Below are 16250 nucleotides of genomic sequence, written 5' to 3' on the forward strand. Positions count from 1 at the left end.
CCGCAATCAAAAAAACAGCCACGTCGTGAGCAGGAACACCGGGATCAACACCGCGCCGGCCCACGCGAGGTAACCGAAAAAGCCTGGCATGCGTACCCCGCGCGATTCCACGATCGCCTTCACCATGAAGTTCGGTGCGTTGCCGATGTAACTGTTCGCGCCCATGAACACGGCACCGGCCGAGATGGCCGCGAGCGTCGTGGCGCCGGTGTCCATCAGCGTGTGCGCATCGCCGCCCGAGAGATTGAAAAACACGAGGTACGTCGGCGCGTTATCGAGAAACGACGACAGGATACCTGTTGCCCAGAAATACATGGCGTCGATGGGGCGTCCCTGCGCGTCGGTCACGAGGTGAAGGACGGGCGCGAACGCGCCGCCTTCGCCCGCGCGCAACATCATCACGACCGGTGCGATGGTGATGAAGATCGCTGCGAACAGCTTCGCGACCTCCTCGATCGGCGCCCAGTTGAACGCGTTGCCCGTGCGTGCGGTGCGCGGGGTAATCGCGAGCGAGACGACCGTCAGCCCGAGCAGCGCTGCGTCGCGCACGAGGTTCTGCAGTTCCAAGTGCGCCCCGAGGACGTCGAATACGATGCCGGGCTTCCATAACCCGCTCATCAAAACGAGTGCGATCACGCACGCGAGCAGGATGAAGTTGCGCTTGCCTTCGATCACGACGCCGATCGAATCCGGCGACGGATCGAAGGCGGCGCGCTCCTCGCCGCCGCGCCGGTAGTAATAGACGTCGAGCAGATAAAACAGCGTCAGCAACAACGCGCAGATGAACAGCATCGGCAAAGCAAGGTGACGCGTCGTCCAAAAGAAACTGACGCCATTCAAGAAGCCGAGGAACAGCGGCGGGTCGCCGAGCGGCGAGAGCGAACCGCCGGCATTGGCCACGAGGAAAATGAAAAAGACGAACACGTGGACGACGTGCCGGCGGTTGTCGTTCGCGCGCAGCAGGGGCCGGATCAGTAGCATCGCAGCACCGGTGGTGCCCATGATGCTCGCCAGCGCCGTGCCGAGCGCGAGCAGCGCCGTGTTGACGCGCGGCGAGCCGTGCAGGTTGCCTCGCACGCAAATGCCGCCGGCAATCGTGTAGAGCGCCGTCAGCAGCACGATGAACGGCACGTATTCGGTGACAATGGCGTGCGAGAACGCGAGCCCCGCGGCGCGTGGCCCGAACGCATAGGCAAACGGCGCGAGGAAGGCGACCGCCCAGGCGCACGCGATCTTGCCGAAATGGCGATGCCAGAACGCAGGCGAGACAAGCGGCAGCACCGCGATCGAGAACAAGATGCCCGCGAACGGTAACGTCCAGCGAAATCCGAGCGCCGCGCCGTCGGGCATCGCCGCCGTCGAGGCCGAAGCGGAGGACGCCCAACTTGCTATCGTCAATGCAAAAGCAATCACCGCCGCCTTGCGCGAGCACGCGGCCCATCGTTGAATCATGAACTTCCTTTTGAATTGGGAACGCGCGCAGCGCAACTGCGCGCGCCTGGGTTCAAGCGCCGCGCACGACAATCGCATGGACCCGGTACGGGCCGTGCGCGCCGAGCACGATCGTCTGCTCGATGTCGCCGGTGCGCGAGGGCCCGGACACGAAGTTGACGGCGCGCGGCAGCTCGCCGCGCTCGCTGCGCATCAGGGCGAATGCCTCTTCGTGGCCCGCCACGATGCGCGAAGCGGGCACGACCGCGATATGGGTCTCGGGCAGCAACGCCATCGACGACTCGGTTTCGGGCCCCGACAGCAGCACGAGCGAGCCCGTCTCGGCTGTCGCGCAAAAGCACCCGGTCAAGCCGACGAGATCGCTGTTTTGAGGCTTGCGAAACTCGACGGCCACGCCCGCCTGCTCCCACGGCAGCGCCGCCAGCGTGGCCCAGGCCACCGCCTTCGCAGGTAGCCCCAACTGCGCCAGATAGCGTGCGGCCGCGGCCGGCACTTCCTCAATCGTTTCGACCTGATCGACCGTGCTCGCCATGAGCCGCGCTTCATCGATGAAACGCGCCGTGAGACTTTCGGGATCGGTAGGCAGCTCAGGACGTGGCCCCACCGGGTGATGCTTCAGGTAATCGGCCACCGCTTCATGCTCGGCGGCCCCGGGCTCGGCCGGCCGCCCGGACGCCGCACGAATGCGCGCCAGGATATTGCGCCGCGCCGCCGATGTGTCCATTGCGTTCCCCTGAAACCGAATGAACTGCCGATTATACGGACGTTCTTTTTTGGGATACATCGGCCGTTCGGCCAAAGAAAGATCGCAAAGCCACGGCCCGATCCGACTTGCTCAATCAGGCGTGTCCTCGAGGGGCGTCTCGATCCCGAAAACCTGCCGCAGATAGGCGAGATAGGCTTTGTCGTCGCACATGTTCTTACCCGGCGAATCGGACAGCTTGGCAACGGGTTGGCCATTGCACCGGACCATCTTGATCACGATCTGCAGCGGGCTGTAGCCGAGATCGTTGGTCAGGTTCGTGCCGACGCCGAATGCGAGCCGACAGCGCCCGCGAAAACGCTCGTAGAGCTGAAGCACTTTTGGGATGTCGAGCGCGTCGGAGAAGACGAGCACCTTCGTGCGCGGGTCGCAGCGGTTCTTTTCGTAATGGCTCAGCAACTGCTCGCCCCATTCGAACGGGTCGCCCGAATCGTGGCGCGCGCCGTCGAACAGTTTGCAGAAGTACATGTCGAAGTCGTTCAGGAACGCCTTCATGCCGTAGACGTCCGACAGGGCGATGCCGAGATCGCCGCGATACTCTTTCGCCCAGACTTCGAAGCCGTATGTTTGCGAATCGCGCAGGCGCGGCCCCAGCGCCTGGCACGCCTGCAGGTACTCGTGCGCCATCGTGCCGAGCGGCGTCAGGTCGTGCTTCTTCGCATAAAACACGTTGCTCGTGCCCGCGAACTGTTCGCCGATGCCCGTCATCAGCGTGAGAATCACTTCTTCATGCCAGCGCTTCGAGAAGCGCCGGCGCGTGCCGTAATCGGCAATCTTGCAATCGGCGAACTCGGGGCGAGCGCCCAGCAGCGCGATCTTTTCGGCGAGCCGCTCGCGCCCGCCCGCGTAGTCGGGCTCACGCTGCGTATTGCGGAAGTAGACCTCGTTGACGATCGCGAGCACGGGGATTTCGAACAGGATCGTGTGCAGCCACGGCCCTTTGATCGAGATCTCGATTTCGCCGTTGCCCTTGGGCGATTCTTCGATCGAGATGTACTTCTCGCTCAAATGAAACAGCGCGAGGAAATCGACGAAATCGCTCTTGATGAAGCGCATTCGCCGCAGGTAATCGAGTTCGTCGTCGGTGAAGCGCAGTTCGCAAAGCTGGCGCACTTCGTTGCGGATCTCCGCGACGTACGGCGCCAACTGAACGTTCGGCGTGCGGCAGCGAAAGCGGTATTCGACAGCCGCCGCGGGAAACTGATGCAGCACGACCTGCATCATCGTGAACTTGTAGAGATCAGTATCGAGCAGCGAAGTGATGATCATGGTTTCGATCGGAGCGCGCGACGAGACGGCGCCCACTGAGCGCCGCCATCTATGACGGATCGCCGCATGTTACCGCAATGGCGGCGGCGGGCGTGTCGCTCAGAGCCGCAACAGGCCGGCCTGCCCATAAACTAATCACGAATCGATCTAAACACGGCCGCAAGGGTCGGCACGTCCTCGCCGAGCCGTTCAGTTACAATAGACGTCTTGCTAATTCGGCATCTTTCCCTGATACCCTGCAGGAGCTTGAATGACTCACGTTGTGACCGAAAGCTGCATCAAATGCCGCTATACCGACTGCGTCGACGTCTGCCCGGTGGACTGCTTTCGCGAAGGTCCCAACTTCCTCGCGATCGACCCCGATGAGTGCATCGATTGCGCCGTGTGCGTTGCCGAATGTCCGGTGAACGCCATCTACGCCGAGGAAGACGTACCGGGCGACCAGCAACAATTCACGGCGTTGAACGCCGAATTGGCGAAGGCGTGGCCCAGCATTACGAAAACGAAGGCGCCGCTGCCCGAAGCCGACGCGTTCAAAGATATCCAGGACAAGTTGCAATACCTCGAGCGGTAAGCCCGTTCGCAACAGCGTGCGGCGGCTCTCCGCCGGCCCGGCCGGCCGCCTTGGCAGCGCCGTAGGCGCCGATCGCCATCGCAAAGGGTATTGACAGGGCGCGAGGCGGTACATAAAATCTCGCTTCTCTGCTGTTGTTGTTCCCCGATAGCTCAGTCGGTAGAGCGCCGGACTGTTAATCCGTAGGTCCCTGGTTCGAGCCCAGGTCGGGGAGCCAAAGAATGAATGGAAAAGCCCGTTCGTCATAACGGGCTTTTTTGCGCGATAGCGGCGCAGTGGTCGCTCAGTAGCCGCGCAGTAGTCGTTTTCACCGTAGCACGTTGTTCCCCGATAGCTCAGTCGGTAGAGCGCCGGACTGTTAATCCGTAGGTCCCTGGTTCGAGCCCAGGTCGGGGAGCCAAGAGCTTCATGCAAAAGGGCCCGTCGAGTTGTCGACGGGCCCTTTTGCTTTTGTCCGCGAGCGATTGTCGCCGATTCGGCGTCGGCAACCATCGGCCGTCCGGCCAGGGCGCCCGCGTTGGAACGTTGTGATACCGTGTCGTTATACGCCTCACCGGGCCAAACGCCGGAATATCGCCATTTCGTCATGAGCCGCTTCGCCCCCTCGCCGCTTCGGGTTACCGCCCTTGCCTGCGCCACATTTGCGTCCGTCACTTGCGCGTTGCCGGTCCACGCGCAAGAAATCGGCAGCGTCAACACGAACTTTCGCATTACGGGCTCCGACCGCGTAGTCGTCGAGGCTTACGACGATCCGGCCGTGTCCGGCGTCACCTGCTATGTCTCTCGCGCTCGCACGGGCGGGATCAAGGGCACGCTGGGTATCGCCGAAGACCCGACCGAAGCATCGATCGCGTGCCGCCAGGTCGGCCCTGTAAAAATCGCCGAGCCGCTCAAACGTCAGGCCGACGTCTTCAGCGAGCGCATGTCGTTCATCTTCAAGACGCTCCATGTCGTGCGGATCGTCGATGAGAAGCGCAACGCGCTGGTCTATCTGACCTATAGCGACCGTGTCGTCTCGGGGAGCGCCAAAAATAGCGTCAGCGCCGTTGCGCTCCCAGCCGGCACGACGATCCCGCTGCGCTGACCAGCCCAAGCGCCGCGACGCACTCACGCCCCGATGACGGCCATGGACCAACCCCGCTTCAGCGATCGCGCCCGTTATTGGCGTTCGGCCCTGCTGCCGGGCATGGACATGGTCACGGCCGAGTATTACGAGCACGAGTTCTCGCCCCATTGGCATGAGGCCTATGCCGTGCCTGTCATCGAAGCCGGCGCCGAAATGTACGCTTACCAGGGCCGGCGGCATGTCGCCGAAGCCGGAACCGTCCCCGTCATCAATCCCGGCGAAGTCCACACAGGCTCGCGCGCGATGGAGGTCGGTTGGCGCTATCGCGTGTTCTATATTCCCGTCGGGTTCATGCACCATCTCGCCGGCGAGATCGCGGCGGCAGCGCAGCCGATGCCGTGGTTTCCGGTCGATGTGATCCGGGACCCCGATCTCGCAAAGCGCGTCGCCCATGCCCATCGTCTGCTCGAAGGGCTCGCCGACTCCTCGACCGACAAGGCATCGGCGGGCGATTTCCCACCACGTGCTCTGTCGAGCAACGATCCGCCGGGCGGCGATCCGCTCGCCGCTGAAATGGCGCTGATCGACGCCGTCTCGACGCTGCTCGTGCGCTACGCACTCCGTCACCCGGACGCCGACCGGCCCAAGGCCGATCCGCCGCGCGTCGCATTGATGAAAGAACGGCTCGCAGCCGATCTGACCGAGCCGCTGTCGTTGACCGATCTCGCCGCGCAGGTCGGGTTGTCGGCTTTTCATGCCGCGCGGCTGTTCACCCAGGCGACGCGCATGCCGCCGCACGCGTGGCGCAATCAGCTACGGCTGCAGCGCGCGCTCGCGTCGCTGCGCCAGGGCGCGCCTGTCGCTGAGGTCGCCGCCGCGTGCGGCTTTACCGATCAAAGCCATTTCACACGTCATTTCCGGCGCATGTTCGGCGTGCCGCCCGGGCGCTGGCAGGCGGGCAACGCGGCCCCCCGCTGAGCCGCATAAGCCAGCCGCGTCTTGGCGTCAGCGCAAGAACGTACAAGCGATCGGCACGGCATCGTCGCTATCCTTCGGGCATTAGGAGGATTTGCCCTTGAAACCGCGCACCCCGCTCAACGAATTCATCGACGGCGCCCGCGATACGATCCCGATGATGGTCGGCGCCGCGCCCTTCGGCGTCATTTTCGGCACGCTCGTCACCGCCGGCCCGCTGCACCCGTGGCACGGCCAACTCATGTCGCTCGTTGTCTTCGCCGGCTCATCGCAATTCATCGCGCTCGGCCTCATCGCCTCGCATGCCGGTTTCGCCGTCATCTGGGCGACGACGCTCATCGTCAACGTGCGGCACGTGCTTTACAGCGCGACGTTGGCGCCCTATGTCGCCCGCCTGCCCGCACGGTGGCGCCTCGCGCTCGGCGGTGTATTGACCGACGAGGTGTTCGCCGTCGCCTATGCCCACTACCGCCATGCGCCGCCGGGAAAAATCGGTCCGCATTACTTTCTCGGCTCGGGGCTGGCGATGTACGTGAACTGGCAGATCTGGACCCTGGCCGGCTTGCTGTTTGGCGCGGCCTTCCCGCGACTGCAGTCGCTCGGGCTCGATTTCGCCATGGTGGCGACGTTCATTGCGATCGTCGTGCCGCAACTCGTCTCGCTGCGCTACATCGCATCTGCCGCGACAGCCGGTGTCGTTGCGCTCGCATGTGCGGGCCTGCCTTACAAACTCGGCTTGCTGGCGGCCGTGGCGGCCGGCGTCGCCGTCGGCGTCATCCTGTCCCGCCCCGGGGCGACGGATATCGGCAGCGGCGGCCGCGCGCCGAAACACGCGGACGACGACGCGCGCATCGACAGCAAAACGCATGCGCAGGCGCCGCACCCCGGCCGCCAGGCGGAGGTCGCATCGTGAACTACGTTTTCCTGATCCTCGGCATGGCCGTCATTACGTTCTTCATCCGCTCGGCCGTCTTCATGCTTGGCGAGCGCGTCGTCTTTCCGCCGCTAGTACGCACGGCGCTCGGTTTCGTCCCGGTCACGGTCCTGACGGCCATCATCGTGCCAATGGCCGTCACGCCCCACGGTGGTGCGCCGGAACTGACCTGGCGCAACCCGCAACTCGTCGGCGCGCTCACGGCCTGCGGCGTCTCAGCCGCGACGCGCCGGCCGCTGCTGACAATCGCAGTCGGGCTGGCGGTCTTCTTTCTTTGGCAAGGCCTCGTGGTCCCCGTGGTCCGTTAGGCCATCACGCGCGAATCTTCAGAGGCTTTCCTCAAATTGGCCTCAAGTTCCAGCCTCGCTCGCCGTTAATCAGACGAAGCGCGTTTTCTGGTCGCGCGCCACTGGCAGACAAACGCCTGTCGACGCGAAGGTCCGGAAAGCGCAAGCGAAAACCGTAACGCGCGCCGAATTCGCGCTGGCCCGCCGCCCGTCCGCCGTGACGTCGGGGGGCCGGGGACTGCCCAGGCGAGGGCCACGGCGACATGCCGCCGGCACAGCGAGCGATAAGGACAAGCCATGGGCCAAATCACCCTTTCACTACGAGAAGAGACCATCTCTTCGCTGCACAAGGACTTCGAGGCCTTCGTGCGGGTATCGCTCAAGCTCGATCCGCAGTTCGCAACGCCTTCGTTCGAAGATTTCCTGCGCGCCAAGTTGCTCGACAACATGGTCCCGCTGACCGAGCACGCCGTGCAGCGAATGCTGCAAGGTGGCCAGTACGCCTGGGCCAAACGTACGTTGGAGAAGGAATTCCCCGACGTCGTTGCGATTCTGATGCGCCAAGCCGAGGAATTCGGTTTCAGCTTCGCCGTGCGCTCGGAGTGGACGCCCGAGGAACTCGCCAAGGCCGCACGCGACTGGGCCTCGGCCATCGTCAAGGAAGCAGGCGGCGACGTGGCACTCGTGGACCCGCTCGCCGCGCAGATCAAATCGGCAGCGCGCGACATCCAGTCGCTCGAAGAAAAGATGCAGACGCCGGCGTGGCGGCTGGCCGAATCGCTGCGTCAACGCGTGTATGAGGCGAAGATCGCTTGCGAGACGAGCGTCGGCAGCACAGCGCGGGAAAAGCTCGGCGAACTGCGTGGCCTACTCAAGCTCGGTCTTGCGCACGGTTCATTCCAAAAGCAGGAAGCGCAGCAGATCATGGAATATCTGCGCTTGCTCAAGCCTGAAATCTTCGTCGAAGAGCCGTACGACATCTTCACGCGCATGGCGACCTGGATGCGAAATTTCTTTATGCCGCCGGCCCCGCGGGCCGTGCAACCGAGCGTCGAACCGCGCCGCCCTCGCTGAGCAGGTAAGCGGCGGCGCCAATCCGCTGCCCCCTGTGGGCTCTCATCATCTGCGTTTGCCGCTTGTCATGCGCCGGCCCTGCCGGCCGGGGATCGACGCCCCCGAATCCAGCGCTTGCGTCGCCTCCTCTTCTCGGCGGGTTCAGCGCAACCGGTCAGTCCCACATCGTCTTGAGCTGCGCGGCGATATCGACGCGCGCCTTCGCCGCGGCGGCGAGGCCCGTCGCCGTTGGCGGCATTGCCGGCTCGATGCGCGGCCATGCCTGGATGTCGAACAGCGGCAGCAACGATGCCGGAATGAACCGGGTGCGCGACGCCCAAACATGACGATCGCCAAGCGCGCTTTGGTTGTGAACATAGAAACGCTGCGGCACGACGATGTGCAAGTCTTCTTTTGCCCGCGTCATCGCGACGTACAAGAGGCGACGCTCCTCGTCGATCTCCTCCTGGCTGCCCGTGCCAAGGTCCGACGGGATACAACCGTCAACGCCGTTCAGCACGAATACGTTGCGCCACTCCTGTCCTTTCGCCGAATGGATCGTCGATAGGATCAGGTAGTCCTCGTCGACCAACGGCACACCGGCCTCGCCGCTCGTCGCATCGGGTGGATCGAGCGTGAGTTCGGTCAGAAAACGCTCGCGCGAAGGGAACGTCGCAGCGAGGCTCTCCATCTGCACGATGTCGGCGTGGCGCGCGGCCGCGTCTTCGTGATTGCGCTCGAGGTGGGGCTCGTACCAACGCCGCACTTGCTCGAACTCGGCGGGCCATGGCGAGCGCAACGCACCCACATCGTCCATCAACGTCGCAAACGCGGGCCAGTCGGCACTCGCACGCGCCGGCGCGGCATACGAGCGCAAGGCCGCAGGCAGTTCGCCGGCGGCGGCGACTGCATCGAGCACCTGCCCGGCCGTCGCAGGCCCGATTCCCGGCATCAACTGCAACACGCGAAACCCGGCCACGCGATCGCGCGGATTTTGCGCCCAACGCAGCACCGCGAGCACATCTTTCACATGCACCGAATCAAGAAAACGCAGGCCGCCGAATTTGACGAACGGGATGTTGCGCCGCGCGAGCTCGACCTCGAGCGCCGCGCTGTGGTGCGCGGCCCGAAACAGCACCGCCTGCGCCTTCAGTTTCATGCCCGATTCGCGCGCCTCGAGCACAGCTTCGACGACATAGCGGGCCTGCTCAAGCTCGCCGGCCACCGACACGAGTCGCGGCCGCTGAGCGCCGGCCTTATCGGTCCAGAGATCCTTGGTGTAGCGCTCGGCCGCCAGACCGATCACGGCGTTCGATGCCGCGAGGATCGGTGCCGTCGAGCGATAGTTCCGTTCCAACGTGACACGCGCTGCAGCCGGCTCGAAATGACCGGGAAAATCGAGAATGTTGCGGACCGTCGCGCCGCGAAACGAGTAAATCGATTGGGCATCGTCGCCGACGACCGTCAGCCCGCGCCCGTCCGGTTTCATGGCGAGCAGGATCGTGGCCTGCAAGCGGTTCGTGTCCTGGTATTCGTCGACGAGCACATGGTCGAAGCGTTTGCCGAGGTCGGACGCGATCGCCGGTTCGGCCGCCATCCTCGACCAGTACAGCAGCAGATCGTCGTAGTCGAGAACGTTTTGCGCCTGCTTCGCCGCCACGTACGCGGCAAACAGGGCCCGCAGGTCACGCTCCCATTCGCGGCACCATGGAAACGCCTCGTCGAGCACGTGCGAAAGCGTGGCGCCCGTGTTCACGACCCGGGAATAGATCGCGAGACACGTGCCCTTTACCGGAAAGCGCCGCTCTTTCGCGGACAGCCCAAGTTCGTGCCGGACGACGTTCATCAGGTCGGCGCAGTCTTCGCGGTCGTTGATCGTGAACATCGGCGAGAGGCCGATCGATTCGGCGTATTCGCGCAGCAGACGAGCGCCGACGCTATGGAACGTGCCGCTCCAGCACAGCGCTTGTGCCAGATCGGCCCGCGTACCCAACGCCTGCGCGGCGATCCGCGTGGCGCGCCGCGTCATGTCCTGCGCCGCGCGGCGCGAAAAGGTCAGCAGCAGCACGCGCCTCGGATCGGCACCCTTCACGAGCAAATGCGCTACGCGGTGCGCCAACGTATTCGTTTTGCCGGAACCCGCGCCCGCAATCACGAGCAGCGGGCCGCCGGGCGAGGCCTGTGCGCCAACGCCGTAGTCGACCGCGGCGCGCTGCGCGTCGTTGAGCTTTTCGAGATAAGGCGCGCCCGCGGGGAGCGAATCGGCAAGGACGGGGGTAGAAATGAGGGACACGGCGCGATCGTCGATCGTTCAATATCAGCGGGCAGAGCGGGCAGGTAGGGCGCGATCCGCGTCATCCTGCTTGCAAGCCGCGGCCACGGCATACTGTATAGGCATACATGCCCGCCTCGCAAGTACGCCGAATAAGGGCCAGCTCACGAAATTGCGGGCTTTGCGCCCCTCGGGGCGCCGGGGTGGCTTATGATGCCTGCCCTAGTCGCTTCAGTGCCGGACTCCGGCTAATCGCCATGGCTAATCTCAACTTCACGCTCACGGGCGATCACGTCGAACTTCACAATCTGCTCAAGCTCATGGGCTTGGCCGACAGCGGCGGCTCGGCGAAGATGCTCGTCGCTGCCGGCGAAGTCACCGTCGACGGCCGCGTCGAATTGCGCAAGACGTGCAAGATCCGCGCGGGACAGATCGTCATGCTCGGCGATACGCGCATTGCCGTTCACGAGCCGCAATGAGCCCTCATTGAGCGCTCATTGAACCGAATCGCGCACGCCCGCGCCGGTATGCGTCCGGCCGCCCGTCGTTGCGCGCCGGTCGTTTGTGCGCGGCCGTGCGCCATCGACAGCCCGACGCGAAAGCAATAAGCTCCTTCTTTCCGACGAAAACAAACCACATGGGCAGGGCGCCGCACGCGCCGATATGCCCTTTGCGCCTCGATCGCTTCGCCATGTCAGAGTCAGCCTTCACAGGGGCCGCCGCCAAGCCGGCCCCGCCCCCACTGTCGCGGCACGCCGCCGACACCGCACGTCTGGCCGCGCCGCTGGCCATCGCGCAGTTGTCGCAGATGGCGATGGGCGTGACCGACACGATCCTGCTCGGCTCGCTGAGCGCCGACGCGCTCGCCGCCGGCGGTCTCGGCGCCGGGATCTTCTTCGTCATCGTCACGCTGCTGCAAGGCGTGCTCAGTTCGGTAAGCGTAACCGTCGCCAATGCGCGCGGGGCGCAGGCCGAGCACCGCGTACCGCACATCTACTGGACGGGGCTCGCACTATCGGCCCTGCTCGCCGTGCCGGCGTTCGTGCTGCTTTCGTACAGTCAGCCGATCCTGCTCGCGTTCGGCGAGCCGCCTTCGCTCGCGCGCAACGTCGGCGCTTATACGGGCGTGCTGCGCTACGCGTCGCTCGCCAGCCTCATCGGCGTCGGCATGATGCGCGCCTTCCTGCCCGCTATCGGCGCAGCCAAGCGCCTGCTCTGGGTCGCGCTGGTCGGCGTGGTTTTCAACGGCGTGCTGAACTACGGTCTGATCCACGGCGCCTACGGTCTGCCCCGGCTCGGCATGCTCGGCTCGGCCGCGGCCACGACGATCACGATCTGGCTCAGCGCCATCGCGCTCATGGCGCTGCTGCACGGGCGGCAGCGGTTCAAGCATTTCGTGGCCGCCAAACGGCCGACGATGCCGCTCATGGGAGAGCTTTTCGCGATCGGTTGGCCCGTGGCGATCACCTACGGGGTCGAGTCGATGCTTTTCCTCTGCACCGGGCTCTTCATCGGTTTGATGGGAGAAAAACCGCTGGCCGCACACCAGATCGCCATGAGCGTGAGTTCCGTCACGTTCATGGTGCCGCTCGCGATCGGCCAGGCGGCCAACGTGCGCGTCGGCTACTGGATGGGGGCAGGCGATCGCGTCGCCGCGCGCCACGCGGGCTTCGTCGCGCTGGCGCTCGGCGTCGCCTATATGTCGATGACAGGCCTGCTGTTTATCGTGGCGCCGCGCGCCATCGTCGGCCTTTATCTGCGTCTCGATGATCCCGCCAATGCGCAGACCGCCGCCATCGCCGCTTCGCTGCTCGGCGTCGCGGCCATTTTTCAGATCGTCGACGGCATGCAGACGATCGGCTCCGGCTGTTTGCGCGGGCTCAAAGACACGCGCGTGCCGATGCTCGCAGCCGCGTTCGGTTACTGGGGCGTCGGCTTCCCGACCGGCTATGTGCTCGCGTTCCATGCCGGCCTCGGCCCGCGCGGGCTCTGGTGGGGGTTGGCCGCGGGCCTCGCAAGCGTCGCCGTGCTGATGACGCTGCGCTTCGAGCGCCGCACGCGGCAACGACCCGGCGTGTAGATAAGCAAGCATCCTTGATTGGTTGGGCGGCCGCTTGAATCGGCCTACGATGGGCACCGACTCTTCCGACAGGGTGTTCGGCCCGTGCATCCGGCGGGCCATTTTTTCTTCCTTTCTCTGTCCTCTCCGCTCCCTGGTTGCGCGAGCGGCTGCACGTCGGCTTGTGCATACGCAGCGGGTAATACACGTCGGCATCCAATAGAATGAAACAATTGGCGCCGGCGCACGCGTGCGCCGCCTCCGGTCCGATCCGTCAGCGAAGGAAGAGTCCGACGTGTTCCACGAGCAATGGTTGCGGCCAGGTGCTGCAAGGCGTCATCGAGCTTGTCTGCCGGCAGGGGCCGTCGGCCGGGGGCCTTTACTGTCGTCCGACGCTCGCACCGTAGCACGCGAGTGTGTGCGCACGCTCGCGTTCGTTTTCGTCGCGTGTTGCGTCGCGGGTCTGGCCGCCTGCTCCACGTTGCCGCCCGCCACTTCGCTCGACCGCCCCGCTACGTATGCGCTCGCGCAGCCGGAGACCACGCCGCTCGGTCGGGCTTTGGCGCCGCTCGTCGCCGCGCACGGGGGCCAGTCGGGCTTCCGGCTGCTCACGGACGGCACCGACGCGCTGCAGATGCGCATCGCATTGGCGCGTTCGGCCACCAAAACGCTCGATCTGCAGTACTACATCGCCGCCGAAGACACGACCGGCCGTTTGCTGCTCGCCGCCGCCCTTTACGCCGCCGATCGCGGCGTGCGCGTGCGGATGCTCGTCGACGATCTGAATTTCAAAGACGCCGACCGCCTGATGGCCGCTTTATCGACGCATCCGGACATCGAGGTTCGCATTTTCAATCCGTTCGGCAGCGCACGCCCCAGCGTGTTCGCCCGTACCGAGAACTTCTTCACGCGCATCGATCGCTTTACGCACCGTATGCACAACAAAGCCATGATCGCCGACGGCGAAGTGGCGATCGTCGGCGGCCGCAACCTCGGCGACGAATACTTCAGCGCGAGCCCCAAACTGCAGTTCCGCGATTTGGACGTGATCGCTGCGGGACCGATCGTCAAGGACGTTTCCAAGAGCTTCGACGCGTTTTGGAATAGTCCCGGGGCGTACCCGCTCAGCGCGGTCGAAAAGCAGCACTTCGCCGAAGCCGACCTCGACACGGCTCGCGAAGCGCTGAGAGCCCATTGGCGTGCGCAAGCCCAAGCCGTCGGGGCCAAGCCGCTGCGTAGCGCGCGGCTGTGGGAGCAGATCGCGCACGAGCAGATGGGCCTCGTCTGGGCAAATGCCATGTTCAGCGTCGATTCGCCGAGCAAGGTCACCGCGCCGAACGATGGCTATCGCAGCCCGCCGATGCATCGGCTCGCCGAGCTGCTGCGCGGCGCGCAAAAGGAGGTGCTGCTGCTTTCCCCGTATTTCGTCCCGCACGATGCAGGCGTCAGGCTGCTGGCCGACCTGACGCATCGCGGCGTCCGTGTGGCCGTTTTGACGAACTCGATGGCATCGACCGATGCCGTCGCCGTCCAGGCCGGTTACAGCCCCTATCGGATCCCGCTATTGAAAAACGGCGTCGAGTTGTATGAATATCAGCCGCTGCAGCGACAGACTTCGCGCTTTTTCGCGGGCTCCCAGTCGCGTGCAAGCTTGCACGCGAAGGCGTACGTCATCGATCGCCGCACGCTGGTGATCGGATCGCTGAATCTCGATCCGCGCTCGGCTCATCTGAACAGCGAAATGGCGCTGTTCATCGACAGCCCCGTACTGGCAGACGCCGTCGCGAAACTGATCAATCAATCGCTGTCGCCGAAGGTCAGTTATCGTGTCACGCTTTCGACGCCCGCCGAGGACGCGCAATTGCGCGCGCTCGGTGCGCCCGTGTCGGGCCTCGTCTGGACCGGCGAGGCAGACGGTGAGCGAGGCCCCTATTTGCGCACGTGGGCGCTCGACCCCGATGCAGGTTTCGTACGCAATTTACTCACAGGTCTATTCTTGCTGTTGCCCGTCGACTCGCAGTTGTAGCTCGCGGCGATCGCCACGAACGAACGCGGCTGCTTCGCAAGCCTGGTTGCCGCGCGCGCGAGTCGAGCCCACCAACCGACGTATTCCAGCATCGGAGCCCAAGCACCATGACTGAAAACCATCGCATGGAGCGTGACACGTTCGGCGAAATTGCCGTCCCGGCCGCGCGCCTGTGGGGCGCTCAAACGCAGCGCTCGCTGCAGAACTTCAAAATTTCCACCGAGAAGCAATCGCCCGAACTCGTGACCGCACTCGCACTGATCAAGCGTGCAGCGGCCGAAGTCAATCTCGAACTGGGCGTATTGCCCATGGACAAGGCGCGCGCGATCATGCAGGCGGCCGACGAAGTCATCGACGGCCGTCACGCGGACGAATTCCCGCTGGCGGTTTGGCAGACGGGCTCGGGCACGCAGACGAACATGAACCTGAACGAAGTCATTGCAAACCGCGCGAGCGAATTGCTCGGCGGAGAGCGCGGCGAAGCGCGCAAGGTTCATCCCAACGATGACGTCAATCGCGGCCAGTCGTCGAACGATGTGTTTCCGACGGCGATGCACGTCGCCGCGGCCAACGGCATCGTCAAGCACCTGCTGCCCGCGCTCGCGACGTTGCGCGCCACGCTGGAGCAGAAGTCGCGCGCATTCGCCGACATCGTCAAGATCGGCCGCACGCACTTGCAGGACGCGACGCCGCTCACGCTCGGGCAGGAGTTTTCGGGCTACGCGGCGCAACTGGCGCATGGCATGGCGCACGTCGAATCGGCGCTGCCCCACCTTTACGAGCTCGCACAGGGCGGCACGGCAGTGGGCACAGGGTTGAACGCCCATCCTCAATTCGCCGACCGCGTTGCGCAAGCGATCGGCCGCCTGACGGGCCTGCCGTTCGTTAGTGCTCCTAACAAATTTGAAGTGATGGCGGCCGCCGATGCGCTCGTGTTCGCCCATGGTGCGCTCAAGACGCTTGCGGCAAGCCTCATGAAGATCGCCAACGACGTGCGCTGGCTCGCAAGCGGTCCGCGCTGCGGTTTGGGCGAGATCACCATTCCCGAAAACGAGCCGGGCAGTTCGATCATGCCTGGCAAGGTCAACCCGACGCAATCGGAAGCCGTCACGATGCTGTGCTGCCAGGTGTTCGGCAATGATGTGGCGATCAACGTGGGCGGTGCGAGCGGCAACTTCGAACTCAACGTGTTCCGGCCGATGATCGCGCACAACGTGCTGCAATCGATTCGGCTGCTGGCGGACGGCGCGCAAAGCTTCAACGACAATTGCGCGGTAGGCATCGAGCCGAACCGCACCCGCATCGATACACTGTTGAACGAATCGTTGATGCTCGTGACGGCGCTCAATCCCCATATCGGCTACGACAAGGCTGCGCAAATCGCGAAGAAGGCGCACAAGGAAGGCACGACGCTGAAAGCGGCCGCGCTGACGCTCGGTTACCTGACCGAAGCGCAGTTCGATGAATGGGTGCGGCCGGAGGATATGACGGGGCGCAGCAGTTGATGCGTTGACATGATC

Annotated in this window: 14 protein-coding genes and 2 tRNA genes; 12 read left to right on the plus strand and 4 right to left on the minus strand. The window is 64.5% G+C overall.

Annotation, left to right across the window (positions count from 1 at the left end; genetic code table 11):
* Positions 1 to 6 precede the first annotated feature (6 nt).
* The 3 genes from C0Z19_RS13040 to pncB form a co-directional block, all read right to left on the minus strand.
* Entirely contained in the window at positions 7 to 1350 is a 1344-nt protein-coding gene (locus C0Z19_RS13040) for a sodium:proton antiporter (RefSeq protein ID WP_233196123.1), read from the minus strand.
* Between the two features lie 154 nt (positions 1351 to 1504).
* Positions 1505 to 2176 (minus strand): LutC/YkgG family protein, encoded by a 672-nt coding sequence (locus C0Z19_RS13045; protein WP_102610303.1) that lies wholly within the window; start codon positions 2174 to 2176, stop codon positions 1505 to 1507.
* A 111-nt stretch (positions 2177 to 2287) separates the two neighbouring features.
* Positions 2288 to 3484 carry a nicotinate phosphoribosyltransferase gene (gene pncB / locus C0Z19_RS13050; RefSeq protein WP_102610248.1) on the minus strand — a complete coding sequence of 399 codons (1197 nt, stop codon included), beginning with the start codon at positions 3482 to 3484 and terminating at the stop codon, positions 2288 to 2290.
* A 250-nt stretch (positions 3485 to 3734) separates the two neighbouring features.
* Here pncB and fdxA point away from each other — a divergent pair, with 250 nt between their 5' ends.
* From fdxA to C0Z19_RS13090, 8 genes are all read left to right on the plus strand, one after another.
* Positions 3735 to 4058, plus strand: coding sequence for a ferredoxin FdxA (fdxA, locus tag C0Z19_RS13055; protein WP_102610249.1), 324 nt, complete (start codon positions 3735 to 3737; stop codon positions 4056 to 4058).
* A gap of 141 nt (positions 4059 to 4199) precedes the next feature.
* Positions 4200 to 4275: transfer RNA gene (locus tag C0Z19_RS13060), tRNA-Asn, on the plus strand.
* Positions 4276 to 4382: 107 nt separating this feature from the next.
* Positions 4383 to 4458, plus strand: a tRNA-Asn gene (locus C0Z19_RS13065).
* 186 nt (positions 4459 to 4644) lie between these two features.
* Positions 4645 to 5142, plus strand: coding sequence for a CreA family protein (locus C0Z19_RS13070; RefSeq protein WP_102610250.1), 498 nt, complete (start codon positions 4645 to 4647; stop codon positions 5140 to 5142).
* Positions 5143 to 5184: 42 nt separating this feature from the next.
* Positions 5185 to 6102 (plus strand): helix-turn-helix transcriptional regulator, encoded by a 918-nt coding sequence (locus tag C0Z19_RS13075; protein ID WP_102610304.1) that lies wholly within the window; start codon positions 5185 to 5187, stop codon positions 6100 to 6102.
* A 154-nt stretch (positions 6103 to 6256) separates the two neighbouring features.
* On the plus strand, positions 6257 to 7012 hold the full coding sequence (locus tag C0Z19_RS13080) for an AzlC family ABC transporter permease (RefSeq protein ID WP_102610305.1): 756 nt from the start codon (positions 6257 to 6259) through the stop codon (positions 7010 to 7012).
* Positions 7009 to 7341, plus strand: coding sequence for an AzlD domain-containing protein (locus C0Z19_RS13085; protein WP_102610251.1), 333 nt, complete (start codon positions 7009 to 7011; stop codon positions 7339 to 7341). The genes C0Z19_RS13080 and C0Z19_RS13085 overlap by 4 nt, the downstream gene beginning before the upstream one ends.
* Positions 7342 to 7617: 276 nt before the next feature.
* The gene (locus C0Z19_RS13090; protein ID WP_102610252.1) at positions 7618 to 8394 is read left to right on the plus strand and encodes a DUF4088 domain-containing protein; all 777 of its coding nucleotides are present in this window, start codon (positions 7618 to 7620) and stop codon (positions 8392 to 8394) included.
* Between the two features lie 154 nt (positions 8395 to 8548).
* Here C0Z19_RS13090 and C0Z19_RS13095 read toward each other — a convergent pair whose 3' ends face one another.
* Positions 8549 to 10666, minus strand: a complete 2118-nt coding sequence (locus C0Z19_RS13095) for an ATP-dependent helicase (RefSeq protein WP_175083958.1) — start codon at positions 10664 to 10666, stop codon at positions 8549 to 8551.
* 236 nt (positions 10667 to 10902) lie between these two features.
* Between C0Z19_RS13095 and C0Z19_RS13100 the strand changes: the two genes are divergently transcribed.
* From C0Z19_RS13100 to fumC, 4 genes are all read left to right on the plus strand, one after another.
* Positions 10903 to 11124, plus strand: coding sequence for an RNA-binding S4 domain-containing protein (locus C0Z19_RS13100; protein WP_102610254.1), 222 nt, complete (start codon positions 10903 to 10905; stop codon positions 11122 to 11124).
* 212 nt (positions 11125 to 11336) lie between these two features.
* The gene (locus C0Z19_RS13110; RefSeq protein WP_102610256.1) at positions 11337 to 12725 is read left to right on the plus strand and encodes an MATE family efflux transporter; all 1389 of its coding nucleotides are present in this window, start codon (positions 11337 to 11339) and stop codon (positions 12723 to 12725) included.
* A 397-nt stretch (positions 12726 to 13122) separates the two neighbouring features.
* Entirely contained in the window at positions 13123 to 14730 is a 1608-nt protein-coding gene (locus C0Z19_RS13115) for a phospholipase D family protein (RefSeq protein WP_233196121.1), read from the plus strand.
* A gap of 107 nt (positions 14731 to 14837) precedes the next feature.
* Positions 14838 to 16235, plus strand: coding sequence for a class II fumarate hydratase (gene fumC, locus C0Z19_RS13120; protein WP_102610257.1), 1398 nt, complete (start codon positions 14838 to 14840; stop codon positions 16233 to 16235).
* The last annotated feature ends 15 nt before the right edge of the window (positions 16236 to 16250 follow it).

The organism is Trinickia soli, assembly GCF_002879855.1.
GTDB lineage: Bacteria > Pseudomonadota > Gammaproteobacteria > Burkholderiales > Burkholderiaceae > Trinickia > Trinickia soli.